Source organism: Hoeflea sp. YIM 152468 (genome assembly GCF_029210485.1).
In the GTDB taxonomy this organism is placed as follows: domain Bacteria; phylum Pseudomonadota; class Alphaproteobacteria; order Rhizobiales; family Rhizobiaceae; genus Hoeflea.
On sequence record NZ_JARGET010000003.1, the window covers coordinates 180941 to 205883 of the forward strand.

Annotated in this window: 21 protein-coding genes and 1 pseudogene; 8 read left to right on the forward strand and 14 right to left on the reverse strand. The window is 60.6% G+C overall.

The features are described from left to right. Positions 1-51: 51 nt before the first annotated feature. Entirely contained in the window at positions 52-858 is an 807-nt protein-coding gene (locus PZ897_RS01140) for a 3'(2'),5'-bisphosphate nucleotidase CysQ (RefSeq protein ID WP_275749092.1), read from the reverse strand. Continuing rightward, positions 845-2188 carry a TldD/PmbA family protein gene (locus tag PZ897_RS01145; protein WP_275749094.1) on the reverse strand — a complete coding sequence of 448 codons (1344 nt, stop codon included), beginning with the start codon at positions 2186-2188 and terminating at the stop codon, positions 845-847. Before PZ897_RS01145 ends, PZ897_RS01140 begins: the two co-directional genes overlap by 14 nt. A 101-nt stretch (positions 2189-2289) precedes the next feature. Between PZ897_RS01145 and PZ897_RS01150 the strand changes: the two genes are divergently transcribed. From PZ897_RS01150 to PZ897_RS01160, 3 genes are all read left to right on the forward strand, one after another. Further along, positions 2290-4107, forward strand: a complete 1818-nt coding sequence (locus tag PZ897_RS01150; RefSeq protein ID WP_275749096.1) for a monovalent cation:proton antiporter-2 (CPA2) family protein — start codon at positions 2290-2292, stop codon at positions 4105-4107. 288 nt (positions 4108-4395) lie between these two features. After that, positions 4396-4812: a VOC family protein gene (locus PZ897_RS01155; protein ID WP_275749097.1), complete on the forward strand. Its 417-nt coding sequence runs from the start codon at positions 4396-4398 to the stop codon at positions 4810-4812. Beyond that, a complete protein-coding gene (locus PZ897_RS01160; protein ID WP_343217436.1) occupies positions 4809-6272 on the forward strand; it encodes an MATE family efflux transporter in 1464 nt (487 codons plus the stop codon). Before PZ897_RS01155 ends, PZ897_RS01160 begins: the two co-directional genes overlap by 4 nt. On the opposite strand, the gene PZ897_RS01165 is transcribed toward PZ897_RS01160, so the two are convergent. The 3 genes and pseudogenes from PZ897_RS01165 to PZ897_RS01175 form a co-directional block, all read right to left on the reverse strand. After that, positions 6269-7144, reverse strand: coding sequence for a patatin-like phospholipase family protein (locus PZ897_RS01165; RefSeq protein WP_275749098.1), 876 nt, complete (start codon positions 7142-7144; stop codon positions 6269-6271). The two genes, PZ897_RS01160 and PZ897_RS01165, sit on opposite strands and share 4 nt — an antisense overlap. Positions 7145-7208: 64 nt before the next feature. Then, positions 7209-7757 (reverse strand): annotated as a pseudogene (rsmD, locus tag PZ897_RS01170) (16S rRNA (guanine(966)-N(2))-methyltransferase RsmD); the annotation flags it as partial. Next, positions 7738-9231, reverse strand: coding sequence for a pseudouridine synthase (locus PZ897_RS01175; RefSeq protein ID WP_275749100.1), 1494 nt, complete (start codon positions 9229-9231; stop codon positions 7738-7740). The pseudogene rsmD and the gene PZ897_RS01175, both read right to left, overlap by 20 nt. 219 nt (positions 9232-9450) lie before the next feature. Here PZ897_RS01175 and PZ897_RS01180 point away from each other — a divergent pair, with 219 nt between their 5' ends. Beyond that, positions 9451-9879: a nucleoside deaminase gene (locus PZ897_RS01180; RefSeq protein ID WP_275749309.1), complete on the forward strand. Its 429-nt coding sequence runs from the start codon at positions 9451-9453 to the stop codon at positions 9877-9879. A gap of 42 nt (positions 9880-9921) precedes the next feature. On the opposite strand, the gene PZ897_RS01185 is transcribed toward PZ897_RS01180, so the two are convergent. The 6 genes from PZ897_RS01185 to PZ897_RS01210 form a co-directional block, all read right to left on the reverse strand. Beyond that, positions 9922-10593: a hypothetical protein gene (locus tag PZ897_RS01185; RefSeq protein ID WP_275749102.1), complete on the reverse strand. Its 672-nt coding sequence runs from the start codon at positions 10591-10593 to the stop codon at positions 9922-9924. 181 nt (positions 10594-10774) lie between these two features. Continuing rightward, complete coding sequence (ileS, locus tag PZ897_RS01190) at positions 10775-13705, reverse strand: isoleucine--tRNA ligase (protein ID WP_275749104.1); 2931 nt, start codon at positions 13703-13705, stop codon at positions 10775-10777. A 339-nt stretch (positions 13706-14044) separates the two neighbouring features. Then, positions 14045-14794 (reverse strand): SDR family NAD(P)-dependent oxidoreductase, encoded by a 750-nt coding sequence (locus tag PZ897_RS01195; protein ID WP_275749106.1) that lies wholly within the window; start codon positions 14792-14794, stop codon positions 14045-14047. Then, positions 14791-15510, reverse strand: coding sequence for an SDR family oxidoreductase (locus tag PZ897_RS01200; RefSeq protein WP_275749107.1), 720 nt, complete (start codon positions 15508-15510; stop codon positions 14791-14793). Before PZ897_RS01200 ends, PZ897_RS01195 begins: the two co-directional genes overlap by 4 nt. Next, positions 15507-16496 carry a bifunctional riboflavin kinase/FAD synthetase gene (locus PZ897_RS01205; protein ID WP_275749109.1) on the reverse strand — a complete coding sequence of 330 codons (990 nt, stop codon included), beginning with the start codon at positions 16494-16496 and terminating at the stop codon, positions 15507-15509. Before PZ897_RS01205 ends, PZ897_RS01200 begins: the two co-directional genes overlap by 4 nt. Before the next feature lie 22 nt (positions 16497-16518). Then, the gene (locus tag PZ897_RS01210) at positions 16519-17367 is read right to left on the reverse strand and encodes a TIGR01459 family HAD-type hydrolase (protein WP_275749111.1); all 849 of its coding nucleotides are present in this window, start codon (positions 17365-17367) and stop codon (positions 16519-16521) included. A 242-nt stretch (positions 17368-17609) separates the two neighbouring features. Between PZ897_RS01210 and groES the strand changes: the two genes are divergently transcribed. The 4 genes from groES to PZ897_RS01230 all read left to right on the forward strand — a co-directional run bounded on the left by groES (position 17610) and on the right by PZ897_RS01230 (position 21182). After that, complete coding sequence (gene groES / locus PZ897_RS01215) at positions 17610-17906, forward strand: co-chaperone GroES (protein ID WP_267611853.1); 297 nt, start codon at positions 17610-17612, stop codon at positions 17904-17906. A 70-nt stretch (positions 17907-17976) separates the two neighbouring features. Beyond that, a complete protein-coding gene (gene groL, locus PZ897_RS01220) occupies positions 17977-19623 on the forward strand; it encodes a chaperonin GroEL (RefSeq protein WP_275749114.1) in 1647 nt (548 codons plus the stop codon). 508 nt (positions 19624-20131) lie between these two features. Continuing rightward, complete coding sequence (locus PZ897_RS01225) at positions 20132-20578, forward strand: hypothetical protein (RefSeq protein WP_275749116.1); 447 nt, start codon at positions 20132-20134, stop codon at positions 20576-20578. 220 nt (positions 20579-20798) lie between these two features. Beyond that, a complete protein-coding gene (locus PZ897_RS01230) occupies positions 20799-21182 on the forward strand; it encodes a DoxX family protein (protein WP_275749117.1) in 384 nt (127 codons plus the stop codon). Between the two features lie 138 nt (positions 21183-21320). On the opposite strand, the gene hisG is transcribed toward PZ897_RS01230, so the two are convergent. From hisG to hisS, 3 genes are read right to left on the reverse strand one after another with little or no spacing between them, the layout of a single operon-like run. Continuing rightward, positions 21321-22016 (reverse strand): ATP phosphoribosyltransferase, encoded by a 696-nt coding sequence (gene hisG, locus PZ897_RS01235; RefSeq protein WP_275749118.1) that lies wholly within the window; start codon positions 22014-22016, stop codon positions 21321-21323. Next, a complete protein-coding gene (locus PZ897_RS01240) occupies positions 22013-23134 on the reverse strand; it encodes an ATP phosphoribosyltransferase regulatory subunit (RefSeq protein ID WP_275749120.1) in 1122 nt (373 codons plus the stop codon). Before PZ897_RS01240 ends, hisG begins: the two co-directional genes overlap by 4 nt. Positions 23135-23141: 7 nt before the next feature. Then, positions 23142-24848: a histidine--tRNA ligase gene (gene hisS, locus PZ897_RS01245; RefSeq protein WP_275749121.1), complete on the reverse strand. Its 1707-nt coding sequence runs from the start codon at positions 24846-24848 to the stop codon at positions 23142-23144. Between the last annotated feature and the right edge of the window lie 95 nt (positions 24849-24943).

A 24943-nucleotide genomic window follows, 5' to 3' on the forward strand; every position in this document is an offset into this window, starting at 1 on the left:
ATTAACGGTGTCTCTACGTAAAGCGCGGTTTGCGGCAATTCGTTTGAAAGGTCAATGCCCGTCACAAGGCTGCAGCAAGGCCAGCAACCCGGGCGCCTGCTGCCTTGCCGCGGCCAACAGCAGGCCGCGTGAGGGATCGGGTGCATTGTAGATCATGGGTGCGCCGGCCTTGTCGACCAGCGTGTGACCGGTTTCACCGAGCAACGTATCCGCCGCGGCCAGATCCCATTCACTCGATTGCGGCCGGATGTAAACCCCGTCCAGTTCGCCTTGAGCAACCGCAGCAACCTTGAGCGCCAGTGACGGCGCGCCGGCGACCTTGTCGAGACCTGCGACCGCACCCGGACGCATCTGCGCCGCTACGACGTCGGGCACGGCAACGCGCAAAGGCGCGTCCGGCACATCGCCTTGGCCAGAGCGGAGACGAACATCATTCAAAAACGCCCCGCCGCCCAAGCGGCCGTGCCACATCTCGCCGCGTGCGGGAGCGGCAAGCACACCCGCCACCGGCCTGCCATCTTCTATCAGGCCAACGCTGACACACCAGTCGGGCCGTCCGGCGACATAGGCGCGTGTGCCGTCAATGGGATCAACGATGAAAACGCGTCTGCGGCCAAGCCGGTGCTCGGTGTCCCGGGTTTCCTCAGACAGCCAGCCATAATCGGGCCGGGCGTCCAGCAGGATCTTCTTGAGAAGCTCGTCGATGGCAATGTCGGCTTCACTGACCGGGGAACGGCCCTCGTTCTTGTACCAGACTTCCGGATCCTGACGGAAATGCGCCATGGCGATGCTGGCGGCCAGACGCGATGCCTCCAGCATGATCTTCACATCATCGGCAAACGCCTCAATCTCCGGCAAGTGTCATGCCTTCCACCGCAATGGTCGGAGCCGCGACCGCGTATCGGGTGTCAATGTCGTTGGCCAGTGTCATGCGCTTGAACATGTCCTTGAGATTGGAGGCGATGGTCACTTCGGAAACCGGAAACGACAACTTGCCGTTTTCGATCCAGAATCCGGAAGCGCCACGGCTGTACTCGCCGGTCAGACCGTTGACACCCTGCCCGATCAGTTCTGTGACATAAAATCCGTTTCCGACCGAAGCAATCAGGTCTTGCGCCGATTGAGGTCCGGGCGTGATGATCACATTGCTGGAGGACGGGCTTACACCGCCGCCGCGACTGGCCCGGCCGTTGCTCTTGAGCCCCAGTTCGCGGCCAACCGCCGTGGTCAGATACCATTGCTGCAGAATTCCATTCTCAACCATCGTCAACGGACCAATCGAGACGCCTTCGCCATCGAACGGACGAGATCCCGGTCCGCGAGCCACGAAGGGATTGTCGACCAGCGTCAGGCCATCAATTGCCACCTGCTTGCCCATCATGTCCCTGAGAAAACTGGTCTTGCGAGCAACCGCTGCACCGTTGATGGCCGACACCAGATGTCCGATCAGGCCCCGGGCTGCGCGCGGATCAAAAACCACGGTCACATTTGCACCGGTCTTGACCTTGCGCGGATTGACCCGCGCCGCAGCGCGATCTCCGGCACGGCGGCCGATCAGGTCGGCATCATCGAGATCGGCAAAGAAAACACGGCTATCGAAATCGTAATCGCGCTCCATCTTGACGCCTTCACCGGCAATCACGCTGACCGAACGGGAAAACCCGGAGCGCTCAAAGGCGCCGGAAAAGCCATGCGAGGTGGCCAGCACCATGCCGTAGAGCCCGGCCCCCGCACCAGCGCCGACCGAGCTGGTGACACCGGGCACGGCAAGAGCTGCCGCTTCGGCGCTGGTCGCCGCCTCGACAAGGCTTTCCGAAGAAGGCTCCGCCGGATCAAACAGATCCAGATCCGGCCAGGTCGTGGCGAGCATGTCAGCATCGGCCAGACAGGCGTGCGGATCTTCGGGCGACACCCGCGCCATCGCCACGGCACGTTCGGCAAGCGCCGTTTCGTCAGCGCCCTGGCCTGAACGCACTGTTGCGACCCTCTGCCCGACAAAGACGCGAAGGCTGAAATCATCCGATTCGGCGGACTGGGTGTTTTCGACCTGGCCATTGCGGACCGAGGTGGACCGCGACCGGCTGCGGACGACCAGCGCATCGGCCTGATCGGCACCCGCGGCACGGGCCCGCCCGATAAGTCGCTCCGCCGTCGTCAGCAAGCCTTCGGATTGTTGTGTATCACTCATGATTTTTGGCCTTTCGCTTGGCTCTCATGTATTGTCCCGAGGGTCAAGCATCAAGCCCGGCATGACCAATAGCAGCCTGGAACGGCAAAGGAGCGCCTTGAATGGCAGCAGTCGAAGCCACCCTTTACACCCAAGGTCTTGTGCTGCTGTGTGGCGCGGTTGTCGCGGCTCCATTGTTCAAGAAAATCGGGTTGGGGACGGTTCTGGGCTACCTCGCTGCCGGCATCGTGATCGGTCCCTTGCTGCGAATCATCACCGATGGCGAGGAAGTTCTGCATTTTGCCGAATTCGGCGTGGTCCTGCTGCTGTTCCTTATCGGACTCGAGCTCAAACCCTCGCGATTGTGGCAACTGCGCCGTGACATCTTCGGACTCGGGCTGATGCAGGTCGTGGTGTCGGCGGTGGCGATTGTAGCCGCAACTGTGGTTTTGGGTGGACAGGCCTGGGCGGCAGCGGTGGTGATCGGCTTCGGGCTGGCGCTGTCCTCGACCGCCTTCGGCATACAGATTCTCGAAGAACGCGGCGATCTCAATACCCGGTACGGGCAACAATCGTTTTCGATCCTGTTGTTTCAGGACTTGGCGATTGTTCCGATCCTTGCGCTGGTTCCGCTTGTCGCACCGGCAACGGCAGAAGGCGGCGGCTCCATCCTGACAGATATAGCCCTGACCGTCGGTGCAATCCTGGCCTTGCTGATTGCAGGGCGGTATGTGCTCAACCCGCTGTTTCAGGTGATTGCCGGTACCGGAGCCAAGGAAGCGATGATTGCAGCGGCACTATTTGTCGTGCTGGCCTCGGGCACCTTGATGCAGATTGCCGGTTTGTCGATGGCGCTGGGCGCCTTCATCGCCGGCGTGATGCTGGCTGAATCCTCCTACCGGCACGAACTCCAGGCCGACATCGAACCGTTTCGCGGCATCCTGCTCGGCCTGTTCTTCATGGCTGTCGGCCTGTCACTTGATCTGACCGTCATTGCCGAAAATGTCCTGGTCATCCTGATCGCTGTTCCGGTTCTGATGATCATCAAGGCACTGGTGATCTATTCCGCGTGCCGCATTTTCGGCGCAACCCACAACACCAGTGTGCAGATCGCAGGCTTGTTGCCGCAGGGGGGCGAATTCGGCTTTGTCATCTTCAGCGCCGCCGCAGCAGCCGGGGTGTTTTCCCAGGCGACTGCTTCACTGCTGGTGGCAATTGTCACCATCTCGATGGCGCTGACGCCAATTGCGGCCGTGCTTGCCAAGAGACTGATGCGGGAGACCGACGACGAGCAGATGGACGAAGATTTTGCCGGCGCCGGATCCGACGTCCTGATGATCGGCTTTTCGCGGTTCGGCCAGATCGCGTCGCAAATCCTGCTCGCGGGTGGGTCTGACGTCACCATCATCGACCAGTCCGCCGACCGAATCCGGTCAGCCTCGAAATTCGGGTTCAAGATCTATTTCGGTGACGGCACCCGCAAGGACGTTCTGGTGGCAGCCGGCATTCATCGCGCCAAGATCGTCGCCGTCTGCACTCACAAGCGGGACATCACCGACAAGGTTGTCGACCTGATTCAGGCAGAGTTTCCCACGGCGCGGATCTTTGCCCGCGCCTATGACAGAACTCATACCCTGTCGCTGCGCGCCCGCGGGGTAGATTACGAGACAAGGGAAACGTTTGAATCGGGAATGCTGTTCGGCCGCAAGACGCTCGAGGCACTGGGAACGTCCGAAGACCAGGCGGCGGCAATAAGCCAGGATGTGCGCCATCGCGACGAAGAACGGCTGGCGATGCAAGCGGTGGAGGGATTGCTCGCCGGACTGGAGAAACTGCACACACGACCGGTAACGCCGGAGCCACTGATCAAGCCCAAACGCGAATCCGAGCGTCTGGACAAACCCATTGATGAAAACCTGAACCAGTCCGATCCTGCATGACGGCCCGCCCCGGCGAACTGAATTCGCGAAACGCATCTGCAATGATCTGGAGCCGGTCATGGAACATCACCCCTGACCGGCTGGTCGGGTTACGGTTCGCACCGGTTGCGAAAACTTGCAAAAACCGTCGTGTTGCCCGGTGGCGGGCACTCAACAAACAGCTCTGACCGCTATACAATCGCTCGGCCGCTTCAGGGCTGCGTCCGGCCATCCAGCTTATGTCTGGACAAACCATTCAAACCGGATATCACCTTGGGTTCACCTCAACTCCGGGCAGGAAGGCTCGACATGACGCCATTTCATCTTGCATTTCCAATTCGCAACATTGAAGAGACACGCCATTTCTATGGCGAGGTGCTGGGCTGCCCGATGGGGCGGCACACAGACAGCTGGATTGATTTCGATCTGTTCGGCCACCAGATGTCCGGCCATGTCCGACCCGACGCCGGTGCCAACGCCGCATCAGGGGCCGTGGACGGCCAATCGGTGCCGATTCCGCATTTCGGTGCAGTGCTGGAAATGCGCGACTGGAAAGCGCTCGCCGCCAAACTCGAAGCCGCCGATGGCATTGACTGGATTATCAAGCCGACCTTGCGCTTCGAGGGCCAACCCGGCGAGCAGGCCACCCTGTTCCTGCGCGATCCCTCTGGAAACGCGCTCGAATTCAAAGGTTTCACCGATCTTGGGCAGATTTTTGCCTCGTGACAGATCCTCAGCCCACGACGGCTGAACCGCAAGCCACACCGCCCGGGCGGATGGCGCAGGCAAAGTTCGTCACCGGCTCGACCATGCGCCATGTGGTCACCATGACGGCAACCGGGTCGATCGGCCTGGTGGCGATTTTCATCGTCGATGCACTGAACCTGTTTTACATCTCGCTGCTCGGCCAGATGGAGCTTGCGGCCGCGATCGGCTATGCCGGGACGCTGCTGTTCTTCAGCACTTCCGTGGCAATCGGACTGTCGATAGCAGCAACGGCGCTAACGGCGCGCGCGCTTGGCCGCGGGAGTCGTGCAGAGGCGCGCGAGATCGCCGGGGCGTCAATCGCCTACATGCTGATCCTGATGATCGGAACCGTGGCGCTGGCCTATCCGTTTCTGGACGAACTGGTCCGGTTGATGGGGGCGCAAGGCCGCACAGCAGAACTTGCCACCGAATTCATGCAAATCGTGCTGCCGTCCCTGCCGGTGCTTGGCACGGGCATGTGTCTGGCGGCGCTGCTGCGGGCCATCGGGGATGCCAAACGGGCGATGTATGTGACGCTCGGCTCGGGCGCTCTGACTGCCGTGCTGGACCCGGTGTTCATTTTCGGCTTCGATCTTGGCATCCGCGGCGCGGCCATTGCGACCGTGATATCGCGCTTTGCCCTGGTTGGCATCGGCGTTTACGGACTTGTCTATGTTCACCGGCTGTTCGCAATGCCTTCGGCGAGGACGCTGGCGCGGGAATTCCGGCCGTTTCTCGCCATCGGCCTCCCGGCTCTGATGACGCAGATCGCGACACCGGTCGGCAACAGCTTCGTCACCGCAACCATGGCCCAGCACGGGGACGCAGCGGTTGCCGGATGGGCTGTGGTGGGCCGGCTGATCCCGGTCGCCTTCGGCACCCTGTTCGCGCTGTCGGGGGCTGTCGGACCGATCCTTGGCCAAAATTATGGCGCAAAGCGCTACGACCGGCTGACCTCAACGATGCGTGACAGCCTCGTCTTCATCCTGATCTACACCCTGATCGCATGGGCGGTGCTGGCACTGTTTCGCCATCAGATAGCCGACCTCTTCGGCGCCCAGGGCGAGGCCCGCGACGTGATCATCTTCTTCTGCCTGTTCGTGGCGGGAAGTTTTGTCTTCAACGGCATGCTGTTTGTCGCCAATGCTGCGTTCAACAACCTCGGTTTCGCGCTTTATTCGACCGCCTTCAACTGGAGCCGGTCGACACTCGGGGTGATCCCGTTCGTCTGGTTGGGATCACTCTGGTACGGTGCGCCGGGTGCGCTGGCAGGGTATGGACTGGGTGCCGTGGTGTTCGGCCTCGCCTCGATTATGATCTGTTTCAGGGTGCTGAGCCAAATCCACGGCAGGGATGGTGGCGGACCGGACGCGGTTCCGCCACGCATTCCGCCGGCGGGCCAATCGGCGTTCACCAGCGGGAAAGCCTCCACGCTCTAGCCGCTGAAGGCAAAGACGGCGTCGAGATCGCGCTTGAGCTGTTCGACCACGCCCTTCGATTCCTCCAGGATATCCTTGGCTTTGAGAAAATCGAGCACACGGAACTGGTGAACCTGAGGTCTGAGAAGGATGTGCGGCGGATGCGCCTGGCGCTTCATCTCGATGATGGACTGCATCATCAACTGGCTTGCGCCGAACATCATGTCGATGGTCGCCGGCGGCTGACCCGGAACCCCGGATGGATAACCGACGACATCGACACCGATGACGATGTCGGCGAGACCGGCGAGCTGATCGAAGGGCACGGGGTTGAATATGCCGCCATCGATCATGATCTTGCCGTCGAGCATGACCGGCTTGAAAACGGCCGGTATGGCGGCTGACGCGGCGATCGCCGGGCGCAGGTCACCCGTGCTGCAAACCACCTCGCGATGGCCATAGTAATCGGTCACCATGATCTTGGTGGCGATCTTCAAATCTTCAAATGTGCGTGCGACGGTTTCGGGCAGAAATGCCTCGAGAATGCGCTCGATGTTGAACTGGCCGAGCCTCAAGCCGTTCTCGATGGTTCCTTTCACGCCCCGGGGCCGCGCTTTCCAGATACGGCCTATGGCGCTTGACGGCGTGCCGATGGTGTCGAGGGTGTGAGCCCGGATTTCTTCACCGGACAGGCCGGACGCCATCGAGGCGCCCATGATAGCCCCGATGGACGAACCCGCAATCGCCACGGGTTTGATGCCCAAGGCGTCGAGAGTCTCAATGACGTGAATATGGGCGATGCCGCGGGCGCCGCCGCCGCCGAAGGCGACTGCCACGGTCGGATCGGAAGAGCGGATCGGAACATCCGGAATGGCGATTTTTACATCACTCATTGTCTCGACTGCCTTCGGTGTCGCCGCCGGCCCGAATTTGGTCAGCAGACCGGCGATCGGCATCATAGCGGAAAAACGAAACCGCCGTGTCACCATAGGCCCGGCAATCCAAAAGCTCAAACCACGGGCCGGGTTCGACCGCTGCCGCGCTCGCTTCCTCAAGGACAATCAGCGCGCCTGGGCTGATCCAGCCCCCGCGAGCCGCCGACGCCAACGCCTTGTCGCCAAGACCCATGCCGTAGGGCGGATCGGCAAAAACCAGGTCAAAAGGTCCCATGGTGCCCGAGTCACCGAGCCTGGTGGCGTCGCGACGGAAAAGCCGGGCACGCCCCTGCAACCCGAAACTCTCGATGTTCGTCTGGATGATGCCGCGCCCCTCAACACCGCTTTCAACAAACAATGCCGAGCGGGCGCCACGCGACAAGGCTTCCAAACCGACTGCCCCGGTGCCTGCGAAAAGATCAAGCACCCGGGTCTGAGCCAGCGCCTCGGGATAGCCATGGCTCAGAATGTTGAACAGGCTTTCGCGCGCGCGGTCAGTGGTGGGCCTGATGGCCTGTGACTTTGGTGCGGCAAGGCTTCTGCCGCGAAATTCACCGCCGACGATCCGCACCAGGTCCACGTCCCTTGCCAGATGCTGGTTTGCCACTCCGGTCTCCGGCTGATGGCGTGCCGCCTGCAGGTTTGCCGGGTCCCTTCGACGGGCCCTTATAGGCCTTCGGACCACCAGGCTTGCCGGATGGCTTCATGCCGGGCCTGCCGTCGGGCTTTTTGAAATCCCTCGGCGGCCGGGCTTCGGCGGCCTCGCCTTCCGGACGTGGCTTTGAGCGGCCCTTGGGGAAGCTGCCCCGGCGGGTGTCGGCGCGCTGGTCGGCGCGGGCCGGCTTGCGTTCTGCCTCATCCTTCCTGGACTCGTTGACCGGGCGTGCGCCGGGCGCCATCCAGACATTTGTGGCACGGCTGCGCTGCACAAAGCTGCGCTTTTCCGGCTTGGCGCCGGGCTGTTCGTTGCGGCTACCTACGGGTTTTTCACCGCGCGAGGCACCAAAGGCCTTGTCGCCGCGCGGAGCGCTGAAGGGCTTGCGCTCTCCCCGCTCGCGGTCGCGATCCTTGCCGTCCCGCGACGGACGGCCGGGCCTGGTATCAATACGGGCGCGGGCACGTTCGGTTTTCTCGGAGCTTGAAATCCATTCGCGCTGCGCCGGCTTGACCGCAGCCTTGGGCTTGGCTTCAGGCTTCGGCGGCGGCAGATGTTCGCTCAGCGGCGCATCGAAATTGGCGCCCGATTCCTCGATCATCCGTTCGCCAAGCTGCTCGCGCAACGTCCGGCTCTTGATCTCGACCACATCGCCCTCGCGAATGTCGCCGAGCTGGAAAGGTCCGAAAGAAATGCGGATCAGCCGGTTGACCTCGAGGCCGAGCGCCCCGAGCACATTCTTGATCTCCCGGTTCTTGCCTTCGCGCAAACCCATGGTGATCCAGACATTGTGCCCCTGCTTGCGGTCCAGCGTGGCCTCAATGGCACCGTAAAGCACACCCTCGACGGCGATCCCGTCCTTCAACTCATCCAGGCGAGCCTGATCGATGTCACCATAGGCCCGCACGCGGTAACGCCTGAGCCAGCCGGTCTGAGGCAGTTCCAGCGTTCGTGCCAGGCCGCCATCATTGGTGAGCAGCAACAGGCCCTCGGTGTTGATGTCGAGCCGGCCGACAGTCAGGACCCGCGGCAGATGCTTGGGGAGCTTCTCAAATATCGTCATGCGCCCTTCGGGATCGCGATTGGTGGTCACCAAACCTGCGGTCTTGTGATAGATCCAGAGCCTTGTGCGCTCGATGCCGCCAACCTCTTCGCCATCCACCTCGATCTTGTCGGAAAACGACACCACAATCGCCGGAGACTCCAGGGTCTTGCCGTTGACCTTGATCCGGCCCTCGGCAACCATGCGCTCAACGTCACGGCGTGAGGCCACGCCCGCACGGGCAAGAATCTTGGCGATGCGACCGCTTTCGACCGCGTTGTCCGCTGTTTCCGGCGTTGACTTGTCCGTCTTCGGCTTGCCGTGTTTGGGCTTGTCTTGTTCTGTCATTTGTTGTTTGCCTGCCTCTACAGAGCCTGCTGCTTTGCTTTGCGATCACAACGGCACTGTAACATGTTTGGTTTGGCGATACGTTGTTCGACAGATCAGGTCTGTTGACTTGGGGTATGGCCCGCTTGAACCGGTGTCTATCAGGTTGGGCGCGCCGGGTTAAGGGGATTCATGCATGGTGTTATCAGGACAGGACGTTTCGTGATCGGCAAAGGATATATGGATCTGGCGCTTGAAGAAGCGCACGCGGCTGCCGGGCGCGGAGAAGTGCCTGTGGGCGCGGTGATCGTGCGCGACGGTGTGGTTCTGGCGCGGGCCGGCAACCGGACCCGGGAATTCAAAGACATAACCGCCCATGCGGAAATTCTGGCGATCCGACAGGCAGCGACAACGCTTGGCAGCGAACGGCTTATCGACGCTGATCTCTATGTCACTCTGGAACCGTGCACGATGTGCGCGGCGGCAATTTCGTTTGCCAGGTTGCGGCGGCTCTATTTCGGCGCCGAGGACGAAAAAGGCGGCGCCGTGACGAGCGGTGTCCGATTCTTCAACCAGCCCACATGTCACCATAGTCCGGAAATCTATCCCGACATCGCATCAGATGATGCCACCCAACTGCTCAAGAGCTTTTTCAAGCATCGCCGCTGAAGCGGTGTTCCGCGTAACGCCAGGCAACTTGACGCCGGGCCGTTACCAGGGCCACCAGCTGCGTTTGCCGGTGCCTGCCTTCTTGGCCTCGGAAATCCGGCGCCGTTCCTTGACGCGCTCGGGCTCGCCAAGATCACCGACCGGCGCCGTCTCGGCAGGCTTGCGGTAGGTCAAGGGCGGGTCGGACAAAAACCGGCGGCGATCAGAATAGGCGCCCTGCTGAATCTTGCGGGCGCTCTGGTATTGTTCACGCTGCCTGGCCTGGTTCATCACGTCTTGCGGCGTGGGCGGACCATCGGCCGCACCGCCCGATATGGCCGGGCCGGACGAGCTTCCCGATGAGGCAGCACGTCTGGCCAAAGGCGATGTGTAGGTTGCCCCATCCGCGTTGCCATCAGCTTCGGCAATCAGCCGAGCCCGGGTCTGCTCCGGTGATTCCACCCAGGCCGGGTTGTTTTCGGCAAGGTTTTGCTGCGGCGCCGGCAAACTCGAGGTGTCAGAGGGCTTCACAATGTCGGGGCGCGGCTTGTATTCGATGCCGGCGCCCTTCCTGGGCTGGCCAATCGACGCAATGCTGCCAAAGTCGTCGATCAATTGCTCGGTCGATGATTTGTCGGTGCCATAGGTCGGGCCCATGCAGCCCGACACTGTCAGGCTTGCCGCGATGAGAGCGCCAATGGTTACGCTGGCGCGGTACTCGATCTTCATTGTCATGCGCTGGGTCCCGTCTCAGACAGTCACTTGAAAAACAAATTGCTTGTTGCCGCACAATCCGGCCATTTTCAGGCAGGGTTTTACCGGATTGGCACCACAAGGGCAATTGACCATGAGGTAATTGTCGGCAAGCCGGTTACAAAGCCCGCCGGCCCCCCGAAACGGCGGGGCCGGTCAGTGTTCAAAGCCTTCCCAGCGCCTTGAGTTCGTGCAGGGCAGCGGCATCCCGGGCCGAGACCTCGGGGAAAGCCGGGTCAGACCCGATATCGTCGGTGATCCGCCATGAGCGGGCGCATTTTCGTCCCTCAGCCAGCGCGGTCACAACCGATACGGCACTGACCTCATCGATGCGGAAGGCATCGTCTGGTCCCGCGCTGGTTTCGATCCGAACCCCCGAGGTGATGCAGATTTCAGCGAAATCACTCTCGCCTATCGCCTCGACCAGCGCCGGATCGGTGATGTGAACCACCGGAGCCGCCTCCAGCGAGGAGCCGATGCGCTTTTCACGGCGCTCGATTTCCAGTGCGCCGGTGACCACACGCCGCACCGTGCGGATCTTTTTCCACTTGGCCGCCAATGCCGGATCAGTCCAGCTCTGCGGCACATCGGGGAACTGTTCAAGGTGGACCGACTGGGCCTCCGGATTGTTCGACAGCCACGCCTCTTCCATCGTGAAAGGCAGCATCGGCGCGAGCCAGGTCACCAGGCAGTCGAAGATGGTGCGAATCACCTGGAGCGAAGCCTTCCGGCGCTGGCTCGACGGCGCGTCACAATAAAGCGCATCCTTGCGGACGTCGAAATAGAATGCCGAGAGTTCGATATTGGCGAAATCGGTCAGCGCACGGGAGATGCGCTTGAAATCGAAATTGTCGTAGCCGGTCCGGACCAATACATCGAGCTCGGCAAGCCGGTGCAGCATCAGCCTCTCGAGTTCGGGCATCTCCGATGGCGCGATTGTCTCGCCGCTATCATGGGACAGCGTGCCCAACATCCAGCGGATGGTGTTGCGGAGCTTGCGATAGGCATCGATATTGGTCTGGATAACCGTCTTGCCGAGACGCTGATCGTCCCAGTAATCGGTATTCATCACCCACAAGCGCAAAATGTCGGCGCCCGATTTGTTCATGATGTCTTGCGGAAAGACCTGGTTGTTGAGCGATTTCGACATTTTGCGACCATCTTCGGCCATGGTGAAACCATGGGTGATGACCGTATCGTAAGGTGCGCGGCCGCGGGTGGCGCAGCTTTCGAGCAGCGAGGACTGGAACCAGCCGCGATGCTGGTCGGACCCCTCCAGATAGACATCGGCAGGCCATTTGAGATCGGGACGGTCCTCCAGCGTAAAAGCGTGGGTGCAGCCCGAATCAAACCAGACATCGAGAATGTCGGTGACCTGGAGCCATTTCGGATCGCTGGCCTTGTCGCCAAGGAACCGCTCGCGGGCACCCTTGGCAAACCAGGCGTCGGCGCCTTCCGCCTCGAAGGCTTCGAGAATGCGGGTATTGACCGCCTCGTCGTCCAGAATATTGCCATCGACGTCGGCAAAGATGCAGATTGGCACACCCCAGGCGCGCTGACGCGACAGCACCCAGTCGGGCCGGTCCTCGATCATGCCGCGCAGCCGGTTTCGTCCCGACGCCGGCACGAAGCGGGTGTCCTCGATGGCGCTGAGGGCGCGGGACCGCAGCGTCGTGCCATCGCCGAATTCCTTGTCCATATGGACAAACCACTGCGGCGTATTGCGGAAGATGATCGGCTTTTTCGAGCGCCAGGAATGCGGGTAATCATGCTTGAGCCGGCCGCGGGCAAAGAGATTGCCTGCCTCGATCAGCGCAGTGATCACGGCCTGGTTGGCGTCGCCCTTCTTGCCCTTGTCGTCAATCACCCGTGCCGGTCCGCCTTGACGGTCCGGTCCGAGCCCGGGGGCGTCCTTGGTGTAGAACCCGGCATCATCGACCGTGAACGGGATCGTTGACGAGATGCCGCGCGCTTCGATCTCGCGCGCCGCATCCATCCAGGCTTCAAAGTCTTCGCGGCCATGGCCGGGGGCGGTGTGGACAAAGCCGGTACCGGCGTCATCGGTGACATGATCACCCGCGATCAACGGCACGGCGAAATCATAGCCGCCGCCAAGTCCCTTGAGCGGGTGGGCGCAAGTGACAGCCGCCAAATCGTCCGGCTTGACGTCAAGGAGGCGTTTGAATTCGAGCTTGGCCTTGGCGAAACACTCTTCCGCCAGAGCATCGGCGAAGATCAGTTTCTCGCCGGCTTGCGGACCAAAATCGTTCTCTGCTGCTGTGACCTCATAGAGGCCATAGGCGATACCGGTTGAAAACGAGACTGCCCGGTTGCCAGGAATGGTCCAGGGCGTCGTGGTCCAGATGACCACCGAGGCACCTGTCAACTCGCGCGCCTCACCGACAACGGCAAACTTCACCCAGATCGTGTCACTCTCATAAGGCTGGTACTCGACCTCAGCCTCGGCCAGGGCCGTGCGCTCAACCACCGACCACATGATCGGCTTGGAGCCGCGATAAAGCTGGCCGGATCTGGCGATCTTCAGCAATTCACCGGCGATGCGGGCTTCGGATTTGAAATCCATCGTCTTGTAGGGGTTGTCAAAATCGCCTTCGATGCCCAGGCGCTTGAATTCCTCCGACTGCACATCGACCCAGTGCTGGGCCCAGTTGCGGCATTCGGTGCGAAACTCGACCATCGCATCCGGATCTTTCAGGTCAGGCTTGTCCTTGCCCTTGGAGCGGTAGTTTTCCTCTTCGATTTTCCATTCGATCGGCAGGCCGTGGCAATCCCAGCCCGGCACATAGTTGGAATCATAGCCGCGCATCTGGAACGAGCGGGTGATCACATCTTTCAGGATCTTGTTGAGCGCATGGCCGATATGGATATTGCCGTTGGCATAAGGGGGGCCATCATGCAGCACGTATTTGGGCCGACCGGCCGAGGTTGACCGCAGCTTGTCGTAGAGCCGCATTTTCTGCCAGCGGGCCACCAGTTCCGGCTCCTTCTGCGGCAGGCCACCGCGCATCGGGAAATCGGTTTCAGGCAGATAGAGCGTCTTGGAGTAGTCGAACTTGTCGTTGGTATCGGTCATGGTGTCGCAATCTTATGGGCCGATGGCCCTGGGCAGAGAGTGGGTCGGAAAATCAGAAGCGAGGGCGCACAGTCACGCCAGAATGCCCGGTCTCCAGCGAGCCTTGCTCAGCGGGAAACCGGGACGATAATTCGTATCGGCGAAATGCCAGTGACGGTGACAGCCGTGGTCATGGAGGGCTTTTATCAAGCTCTGCAATATCAGGGAAGCGCAAAGTGCGGACATTGCCGGTTCCGCCGGTTCGTCGACCAATTTTGTGGACGCACATCTGCTCGATCCCCACTTTCTGACACGGCCCGCTTCGCCGGAGCGCCGGGCCACTGACAAACCATGCCTGGCCTATTTCAGCCGAACATAGATCCCCCGGCGCATCAGTGCCGTCACCGGTTTGGGGGCGATCCTGCCGATCAGGGCGAAGACGCGATTGGCACCGCCCGGGATCGATGTCTTCCGGCCACCTACCGCATCGGCGATGATCAGCCTGGCGACGAGGCCAGGATCCATCCGCCTTGTCGCGTCGGCACCCGCCGGCGCATGGCGCTCGGCGTGGTCGGTGCGGATTGGTCCGGGGTATGCGGTGGTGATCGAGATCCCCCGCGCCTTGGCGGTCTTGCGCATGCTCGCGGCATAGGCGGACAGGGCATCCTTGGACGCCGCATAGCTCGCAGCCCCCGGATACCCGGTAAAAAAAGACAGGGAGGAGACAAAAACCAGCGCAGCAGACGGCGTGAACGCGCGCTCGGTCAAAAGCCGTGACGCCATCACCATCGGCGCTTCAGCATTGACGCGCAGGATTTGCTGATGGCTTTCACTGCTTACGGTTTCAAACGCCCCGGTGGCGTTGATGCCTGTATTGAGAAGGACCAGATCGTAGGGACCGGCCTCGATCACCTCGGGCATGACCCGATCAAGTTCACTGCGGCTGCCGAGTTCGCACTGGATGAAGAGAACCGGCCCTGCGCCGGCACAAGGTCTGTTGCGATCAAGCGAGACAACCTCATAACCGCACCCGAGCAGATGCTCAGCCATCGCCGCTCCGAGACCGGCGCTGCCGCCGGTGACCAGCGCGCGTCTGATCGGGCCGCTCACAGTTTCCGACCTGTGAAAGCCCCGCCGTTGAAATAGCGGATCCAGGAAATCGTCACCGGTGAACGCCGCGCGGCAATGGCCGAGGCCATCATTGCCGCCACATCATCGGCGTCGAGAAACAGCGCCCTGATGCGGCCGGGTTCGTATCCGGCCTTGGCATGCATCCCGGTCTTGGACGGTCCCGGGTGAAGCACCTGCACCGAAACCCTGCCGCTCCATTCGGACCGCAAGGCGCGTGCAAATCCGTGCAACCCGGCCTTGGAGGCAGCATAGGCCGGCACGTTGGCCGAGCCCTTGTGCGCCACCGACCCAATCAGGGTCAGCGTGCCCCGGGCCTTTGCCAGCAAGGGAAACAGGGCCTGGGCCTGCAGGATGGTCGCCACCAGGTTGACATCGAGGGTTTCTCGGATGGCAGACACTGTGTCGAGGCCGTCATGGGCCATCATCCCGGTGCCGGCGTTGAGCACCGCATTGTCGAGACGATCCCAGCCAAGATCGCGAATGCCTGCGATCAAGGTTTGAACCGATCGCTCGGGATCAGCGTGATCGGCGACGACATATCCAGCGCCCGGCGGCAATGTCCCGGCCACCTCTGCCTGGGATTTTCGGCCCGAGAGCAAAATCTGGTGCCGGCCTGACAGCTTTTTTGCCAGCGCCAGCCCAAGCCCGGTGTTGCCGCCGGTGATGAGAATGCGCCGCCGCGTCGCGCCAATCAAGCCGCAGGCCCGAAGGTCATGGCCGCGTCCAGCGGTGTAAGCGGCTGTAGTGAACCAAGCACGGCGCGCGCCTCGGCCTCGTCGATTTTCATCTGCCTCACCAATGCGTCCAGATCATCGAATTTTTCTTCGCCCCGCAGTCGCGCGACAAGAGAGACGGTGCAGACCTCGTCATAAAGGTCGCCGGAAAAATCAAACAGGAAGGTTTCAAGCAGCAGTGCCGCGCCGTCGCCGGCAATCGTGGGCCGGCGGCCGAAACTCGCAACACCATCATACAATGTGCCGTCGGCGCGGCGATAGCGGACCGCATAGATTCCCGGCAGCAGTTCGGTTTCCGGCGGCAGCGCCATGTTGGCCGTCGGGTATCCCAACTTGCGGCCCAGTTTCTTGCCGTGCAAAACCGCCGCCGAGACCGCGTATCTGTAGCCAAGCAAGCCAGCGGCCTCGACAACATCGCCGCGCGCCAGTGCTTCACGAATGCGGCTGGACGAGACGACTTCGGCATTTTCGTCCTGGAATTGATCAATCAGGGTTACGCCGAAACCATGTCTTTCTCCGGCCTTCATCAAAAAATCAGGATTGCCTTCACGTCCCTTGCCAAAATGGAAATCATAGCCGGTGAAGACATGCCGCACGCCAAGCCGTTCACACAGGATGCCTTTGACAAAATCTTCCGCGCTTTGAGCGGAAAAGGCCTTGTCAAACGGCTGCTCGACCACCGCATCAAAACCGAGATGGCCAAGGATGGCGGCCTTCATGGGCGCGGGGGTCAGCCGGAAAACCGGCTGATCAGGACGAAATACCGTGCGTGGATGCGGCTCAAATGTCAGAACCACAGCCGAAACGCCCGCTGATTTCGCAGCCTGTGTTGCGTGCGCCAAGACAGCCTGATGGCCACGATGCACGCCATCGAAATTGCCAATCGCCACGACATTGCCCTTCAGTTCGCTGACGAACCCGCAAACATCATGAAACCGTCGCGCCATAGAATTGTCCACCTCAGGCCACTCAGGCCAGCCATTCCATCCAATAGGCCGGAGCGACTCCGGCTGAAGTCAGAAAGCTCTCCAGCCGGTGTTCGTTGGTAACGCGGCCATCCATATATTCACGCGCATGCACTCCGCGAGCGATGAACAGGGCCTCGACACCATTGTCAAGCGCGCCTCGGATGTCGGTGTGGACGCCATCCCCTATGGCCAGGGTCCGATCGAGACTGACCTCGCCCCGAATGGCGCGGGCGCGTGACATTGCCTCCCGGTAGATGGGCGCATGCGGCTTGCCGGCAATTCGCGTTGCTCCCCCGAGCTCACTGTAGAGATCAGCCAGCGCACCGGCACAGGGAACCAGCCGATCGCCACGCTCAACTTCACGATCCGGATTGGCGCAGATCAGCGGCAAACCACGCGCCTGGAACCCGGCGAGCAGGGTCCGGTAGTCTTCCGCAGTCTCGGTTTCGTCATCAAACAATCCCGAGCAAACAACCGCAGCCGCAGCGTCCGGCTGGACCAGATCAACATCCAGGCCCTCGATCAACGGCTTGTCCCGCTCCGGACCGAGAAAATAGATCTGCTTCGGCGCCTCCTGCACAAGACGCCGGGTCACGTCACCCGAGGTGACGATGTCGTCCCAGCATTCGCGTTCCACACCGATGGTGTCAAACTGGCGGATGACTCCGTCTGCGGGCCGCGGTGAATTGGTGATCAGAATGACGGTCTGGCCACGCGCCCGCGCAGCCTTCAAGGCTTCGACTGACAAAAGGTATGGGTTGACGCCGTTGTGGATGACGCCCCATACATCGCACAACAAAACGTCGGCGTGATCGGTCAATTGATCAAGGTCGGTGATCTTGCGTGACATGGATGTCGGCTCCCTTCGGGGCAAGGATGTCGCGCAGCTTGCCACCGAATACAAGACCCCGCGGGAATTTTGCCGATTGTGCCGCCAACATCGGGATACAATCCACCCGATGTCTTGACTCTTCCAAATCGCGCCCTTATCTCCGCCTTGTTAGCACTCGACAGAGGCGAGTGCCAACGCCTATCCATGACGCCCATTCGGGGTGTTCAGCTGCTTCTGTCATTCGACCAAGGATATAGACAATGGCAAAAACCACGTTCCGTCCACTCCACGACCGCGTTGTCGTTCGTCGTGTCGAGTCCGAAGAGAAAACAAAAGGCGGGATCATCATTCCGGATACCGCCAAGGAAAAGCCGCAGGAAGGCGAAATCATCGCTGTCGGCAGCGGCAACCGTGACGATTCCGGCAAGCTCGTGCCGCTCGACGTCAAGGCTGGTGACCGCGTGCTGTTCGGCAAATGGTCCGGCACAGAAATCAAGCTTGATGGCGAAGACCTTCTGATCATGAAGGAAAGCGACGTCATGGGCGTCCTCGGCTGAGCCGATTCACCGCCCAATCACATCCAATCTGCCTCAACACGATGGGCCCCGGGCCCGGGAGTTAAGTTAAATGGCTGCTAAAGAAATCAAATTCGGTCGTAACGCACGCGAGAAAATGCTCCGTGGCGTCGACATTCTGGCTGATGCCGTCAAGGTAACGCTGGGACCCAAGGGTCGTAACGTCATCATCGACAAGTCCTTCGGCGCTCCGCGCATCACCAAGGACGGTGTCACCGTCGCCAAGGAAATCGAACTGGAAGACAAGTTCGAGAACATGGGCGCACAGATGGTGCGTGAAGTTGCATCCAAGACCAACGACATTGCCGGCGACGGCACCACCACGGCAACCGTGCTGGCCCAGGCAATTGTTCGCGAAGGCGGCAAGGCTGTTGCAGCCGGCATGAACCCGATGGACCTCAAGCGCGGCATCGACATGGCCGTGACTGAAGTCATCGCCGACCTGCAGAGGAAGGCCACCAAGATCAAGACCTCGGCTGAAGTCGAGCAGGTCGGCACGATCTCGGCCAATGGCGAATCGCAGATCGGCAAGGACATTGCCGAAGCCATGCAGAAGGTCGGCAACGAAGGTGTCATCACCGTCGAAGAAGCCAAGACCGCTGAAAACGAACTCGAAGTCGTTGAAGGCATGCAGTTCGACCGCGGCTACCTGTCGCCGTACTTCGTGACCAACCCCGACAAGATGCTTGCCGAACTTGAAGACGTCTACATCCTTCTCCATGAGAAGAAGCTGTCGAACCTGCAGGCCATGCTGCCTGTGCTCGAAGCTGTGGTGCAGACGTCCAAGCCGCTGCTCATCATCTCCGAAGATGTTGAAGGCGAAGCTCTTGCGACGCTCGTGGTCAACAAGCTGCGTGGCGGCCTGAAGATTGCTGCCGTCAAGGCTCCCGGCTTCGGCGACCGCCGCAAGGCAATGCTCGAAGACATCGCCATCCTGACCGGCGGCCAGGTGATTTCCGAAGACATCGGCATCAAGCTCGAAAACGTGACGCTGGAAATGCTGGGTCGCGCCAAGAAGGTGTCGATCACCAAGGAAACCACCACCATCGTCGACGGCGCTGGCAAGAAGACCGAAATCGAAGGCCGGATCACACAGATCAAGGCTCAGATCGAGGAAACCACGTCTGACTACGACAAGGAAAAGCTGCAGGAACGCCTTGCCAAGCTGGCTGGTGGCGTTGCCATCATCCGCGTCGGCGGTGCGACCGAAACGGAAGTCAAGGAACGCAAGGACCGCGTCGACGACGCGCTCAACGCAACCCGCGCTGCCGTTCAGGAAGGCATCGTTGCCGGCGGCGGCACAGCGCTGCTGCGTTCTTCCGTGAAGATCGCCTCCAAGGGCGAAAATCAGGATCAGGAAGCCGGCATCAACATCGTTCGCCGTGCCCTGCAGTCGCTGGTTCGCCAGATTGCTGAAAACGCAGGCGACGAAGCGTCGATCGTGGTTGGCAAGATCCTCGACAAGGACGAAGAAAACTGGGGCTACAACGCCCAGATGTCCGAATATGGCGACATGATTGCCATGGGCATCGTCGATCCGGTCAAGGTTGTTCGCACAGCCCTGCAGAATGCAGCTTCGGTTGCTTCGCTGCTGATCACCACCGAAGCCATGATTGCCGAAATCCCGAAGAAGGATTCAGGCGGCGCCGGTGGCATGCCCGACATGGGCGGAATGGGCGGCATGGGCGGCATGATGTAATCGGGCGTCAGCCCTGTTACTGCCGACCATCAAGCTTCTTCAAAGCTGCAAAGTGTTTCAGGTCGGGGACCGACCTGAAACCGCAACTGAGCAAGCAATAGATCAAACCGCCGGCACATTTGACGGCGGTCGACAAGACAAGGGCGGTCCTCGGACCGCCCTTTTTGCTATCTGAGGTTTCAAACGAGAAAGGCGAAACGGAACTGCGCCTTTATTGCAATTACGCTATTTCGCCGCTAGCATTATCGCAAAAATTAACTGAAAATAAGCTTCCAATTGATCAAACAGTGCATGGTGGCCTTCTGATATAGTGTTTAAACCTGCGCTGGCAGACATTTGTTATGGAGACATAGACTGACCTGATCAGCGGAAACTTCCGGACATGCGTGCAATTGCGCTGATCAGGGAACGCCTGACACCAAGAAACTGCCGGCTTGCAACATGTGAGTGCTGGTCAGAAGGAAAAATTGCATATAGATGAAGTCATCGGGCGTTGCCGGGGTCAACATTGTTCAAAATTACCAGAGCAAACAGCATTGCAGGTTTCAGCGGTCAACCACAGGGCTTTGTAGCGCCTGATGTGGACGTTATCTCTCATTATTGCCGCATTGAAACCTGGACAGCCAACCTTGCCACCGGTGTCTTCCAGCTTGGGCCACTGGCATGCGAGTATCACCAGCTTTCAGACCAGGGCGAGTTCGGTCTCCATAATCTGGTCAAGTGTTACGATGCCGAGTATCGCAACCATGTGCTGGAACTCTATGAAGTGGCGGCGATGCGGCCATCCTCCTTCTGCTTTTCGACCACCATCGTTCACGGCAACGGCAGCCACATACCGGTGATGTGCATCGGCGAGTCCTCGAGTTTTTCAGACGACGGCGGCGGAGCAATCAACGGTGTTTTCGTTTTCCCCCAGTTCAAGCTGACCGATAAGTCGTCACTTACCACACAATGAAAGCCGCTCCGGGCAAAGCCGATCACAGCGCCGCGCATCCAGTTGGCTGGGCAACGCACGCTCTATCTATTTGAATCAATGCATGTACCTTCTCATTCGCAATCCTCTATCGTCAGAGAGGCTGCGTGTTATGGTGAACAATATGTTCATTGTCGTTCACCTATCCGAACCAATGGAATACAAGTAAGTGTCGCGCCAGATCAAGAACCAGGAGACATCCATGTCCAACAGCATTCAACTTCTCGTCGCACGCATTCTCATGAGCCTGATTTTCATTCCGGCCGGCTTCAGCAAACTGACATCGGCAGCGGGCACCGCCGGCTATATGGCCAGTCTGGGCGTGCCGCTTCCCTCGATCAGCGTCTGGCTGGTGATCGCCGTCGAACTGCTCGGCGGCCTTGCCATTCTGATCGGGTTCAAGACCCGCTACGCGGCCTGGGCGCTCGCCGCCTTCTGTGTTGCCTCCGGTGTGCTGGCGCATTATGTGCCCGGCGATCAGGCGCAGATGACGAACCTGATGAAAAACCTGGCCATGGCTGGCGGTTTCCTGGCTCTGGCTGCAGCCGGCGCGGGCAGCTATTCGGTTGACGCCCGCCGCACATAAGTCTCGGCACCCGCGAAAGCGGATTGCTTGCCAAGTCCAACCCGGCGCCAACCCTGCGCCGGGTTTTTTCTTGCGCTCATTTGTCCGGAAAGCGCTCAGCGGAGCGAGATTCGGGCGCACCGCACCGTTCAAGCCGGATCAGAGACCTGAACGCACCGCCTCGATCAGCGCTGCCACCCGCGGGTCGGCCTCGTGCCCGGCCTTGCGGGCCCGGACCAGACAGGCTTCAGACTTCAGGATCACGCCATCGGCGAGTACCCGCAGATGGTTGGCTGTCAGTGTGGAGCCGGTAGAGGTGATGTCAACGATGATATCCGCCGCACCGGAAGCGGGCGCGCCTTCGGTGGCGCCCAGGCTTTCGACAATGCGATAGAGCTGGATGCCATGGCGGGTTGAAAAGAAATTCTGCGTCAGCCGCCAGTATTTTGTGGCGATCGTCAGCCGGCGGCCGTGGCGGGCACGGAAGTCCGCCGCCACATCGCCGAGGTCAGCCATGCTGTCGACATCCTTCCAGATGTCGGGCACGGCAACGACGACATCGGCATGGCCGAAGCCGAGACGGGCGGTGATGTCCACCCGCTCATCGGAACGGGGCAGGCTCTCGCGCACCAGATCCTCGCCGGTGACACCAAAATCAACAGCGCCTGCGCCAAGCTCGCGGGCGATCTCGGAAGCCGACAAAAACGCCACCTCGACCCCGTCCATGCCTTCGATGCGACCGCGATAGCTGCGGTCGTTGCCAATGGCCGAGACAATGAGGCCGGCACGGGCAAAGACGGCAACGGCATCGTCCTTCATTCGCCCCTTGGACGGCAGCGCGATGGTCAAGGTCATTGCTGCGTCCTCACGCTGTCGATCCGGTCAAGCCACAGGGAGAAGCCCACGGCCGGGATCGGCTCGCGCGCACCAAGCAGAGCCATCAGCCTGTCGTAGCGGCCGCCACCGGCCAGCACCGCACCGCCCTCGCCTGCCGAGATCTCGAAAACAAGGCCGGTGTAGTAATCGAGCGGGCGGCCAAAGGCTGCACGCCAGCGAATGGCTGCCAGATCTTCACCACGCTCGGCCAGCGCCTTGAGCCGGGCTTCGAAAGTCCGATGCGCAGCGCTGATCTCGAGACCGGTATTCTGTGCGAAACCAGCCAGGGCTGCGGCGGCACGATCAAGCGGCACATCCAGAGCCAGAAACGCCTTGAGCGCCGCAAGTGATGTGGGGGAAAGGCGCATCGCATCGAGCCGCTGCTTGTCGATCAGCCGGGACGCGATCTCTGCAGGCGTACGGCTGGCATGGGTGGAATAGCCGGTTGCCTGCATCACCTCTTCGATGTGGGCTTCAAGGCCGTGAGCATCGCCCTTTGCGAGAAAGCCGGCCACCTCCGGGTCCAGTTGTCCGGCGCTGTCGGGATTGGCGAGACGCGCGATCAGCGCGGTGAGCGCCTGCTCGTTGCCAAAGGCGTGGATCAGCCGCTTCTGCCAACCGGAGGGCAGGCCGAGGCCGGCAACAACGGCTTCAAACACCGACTGATCTCCAAGGATGATCGACAGGCTGGCCGAAGGCGCCAATGCGGCGATCAGTGCGCGGGCTTCCGACAGCGCTCTCGCATCGGCACGGGCCTGATCGGGTTCTCCCAGATCCTCGACGCCCGCCTGAAAGAATTCGCTGGCTCCATCGCGGCGCTGACGGAACACCTGACCCAGATACGTGTAGCGGCGCGGCGTGGCGACATTTTCGGCAATATGGGCGCTGCACACCGGAATGGTGAATTCCGGCCGCAGACAGAGGCTTTCACCGGTTTCGCTTTCGGTCAGAAATATCCGGCGGCGCAGATCTTCGCCGGCCATGTCGAGAAACGGCTCGGCCGGCTGAATGACCGGAATATCCACGCGAATCCCGCCGAGCGCATCAAGCGCGCGGGCGAGATCGGAAGCAAATGCGGGAAGACCGGACTGGGGCATGATGAATTCAGACCTGTCCGCTGGCGGCATCGAGGGCTGCATCGGAGGCCTGTTCAGCCAGGATGCGCCTGACGGTCAGAACCAGATCACCCTCCTCGACCAGATGTTCGCCGGCCTTGGCCTCGCGCCATTCGGCATTGTCGGTGATGGTGGCGGCAATGCGCTTGCCCTCGATCAGGTCCTTGACGATGATCTTGCCGGCTTCCTTCTCGTTGCCGCCCTGGATGATGGCGATGGGCGCGCCGCGGCGGTCGGCATAGCGCAGCTGCCTGGGGAAATCCTTGGGATTGCCCTGGAACAGCTCGACGGGCACGGGGGGGCCGAGCGGCTGGCCGTCTCCGTCAAGCGGATTGAGTTCGGCGCGCAGTTCCTGCGCCATCTTCGCATAATCGCCGATACGATCGCGGTCCATGATGGTGATCAGGATCGGGCCGCTGGCCACCTCGCCCGACAGCTTGCCGAGATTCTTGAGCGCCGTCATCAGCCGCGACACGCCGATGGAAAAGCCGGTGGCCGGCACCGGCTGTCCCATGAAGCGCGACACCAGACCATCATACCGCCCGCCGCCGCCAACGGAACCGAACTGCACCTTCTGGCCCTTCTCGTTGGTGACGTCGAACAGCAGTTCGGCTTCATAGACAGGGCCGGTGTAATATTCGAGGCCGCGGACGACGGAGGGGTCGATCTTGATGCGGTCTTCAGAATAACCAGCACCTGTTATCATATTGTAGATCGCCAATAATTCACCGATTCCAGCGTATCCTGCCGAAGCATCGCCGATTGGATCAGACAGCGCTAGAACAATTGGAAGCGTCCAAAAAGCCTCTGAACTTTTTGCTTCAGCTTCACCGAAAATGGGTTTCCCATCGACTTTGAAACTACTTAGATACTCTGCCCAAGTCTGGGAAAACGAAACGATCTCCTCCCCAAACCCTACTCGAATGTTTTCTTCTAAACCACTAAGCAAAACCGGTGTTTCAAACAATCGCGCAAGTTTGTTTGCAGAATCCGGTGAGAGACCAGCACCAGACGTGAAGTCACCACTTTCATCTTTGCGTCCGCTGGTTAGAAGCTCGATAACTCCTGAACGCCCGAATTTATCAAATTTATCGAGACTTCTGAGAACGGTAAGCTTTTGGGACTTGGTAACGCCCCGAGCTTCCATCACCCCATCGAGCACCTTGCGGTTGTTGACGCGGATCACATATTGGCCGCGCTCAATGCCCAGCGCTTCCATGGTGTCGGCCATCATCATGCACATTTCGGCATCGGCCTGAACGCCGGGCGCGCCGACGATATCGGCGTCAAACTGCATGAACTGGCGGAAACGGCCGGGACCGGGCTTTTCGTTGCGGAACACCCAACCTGAGCGATAGCTGCGATAGGGCAGTTGAAGATCGTTGAAATTTTCCGCCACATGGCGGGCCAGCGGCGCGGTCAGGTCGTAGCGCAACGAGAGCCATTGCTCGTCATCATCCTGAAACGAGAACACGCCCTCGTTGGGCCGATCCTGATCGGGAAGGAACTTCCCCAGCGCATCGGTGTATTCGACGAAAGGCGTTTCCACCGGCTCGAAGCCGAAGCGCTCATAGACCAGTTTGATGCTGGCCATCATCTGATCGGTGGCGCGAATATCAGAAGCCGAACGATCGGGAAACCCGCGTGCCAGACGGGCTTTGAGTCTCTGGGGCTTCTTCTGCTTCTTGTCGGACATGGAAAAGGGCCTGCGAAAGGAGAAACGTTTGGTTCCGCATCTCCTAAACGACAGGCCCTTGGGCTGCAAGGCTTGGCCGGCGGTCATCCCTGACC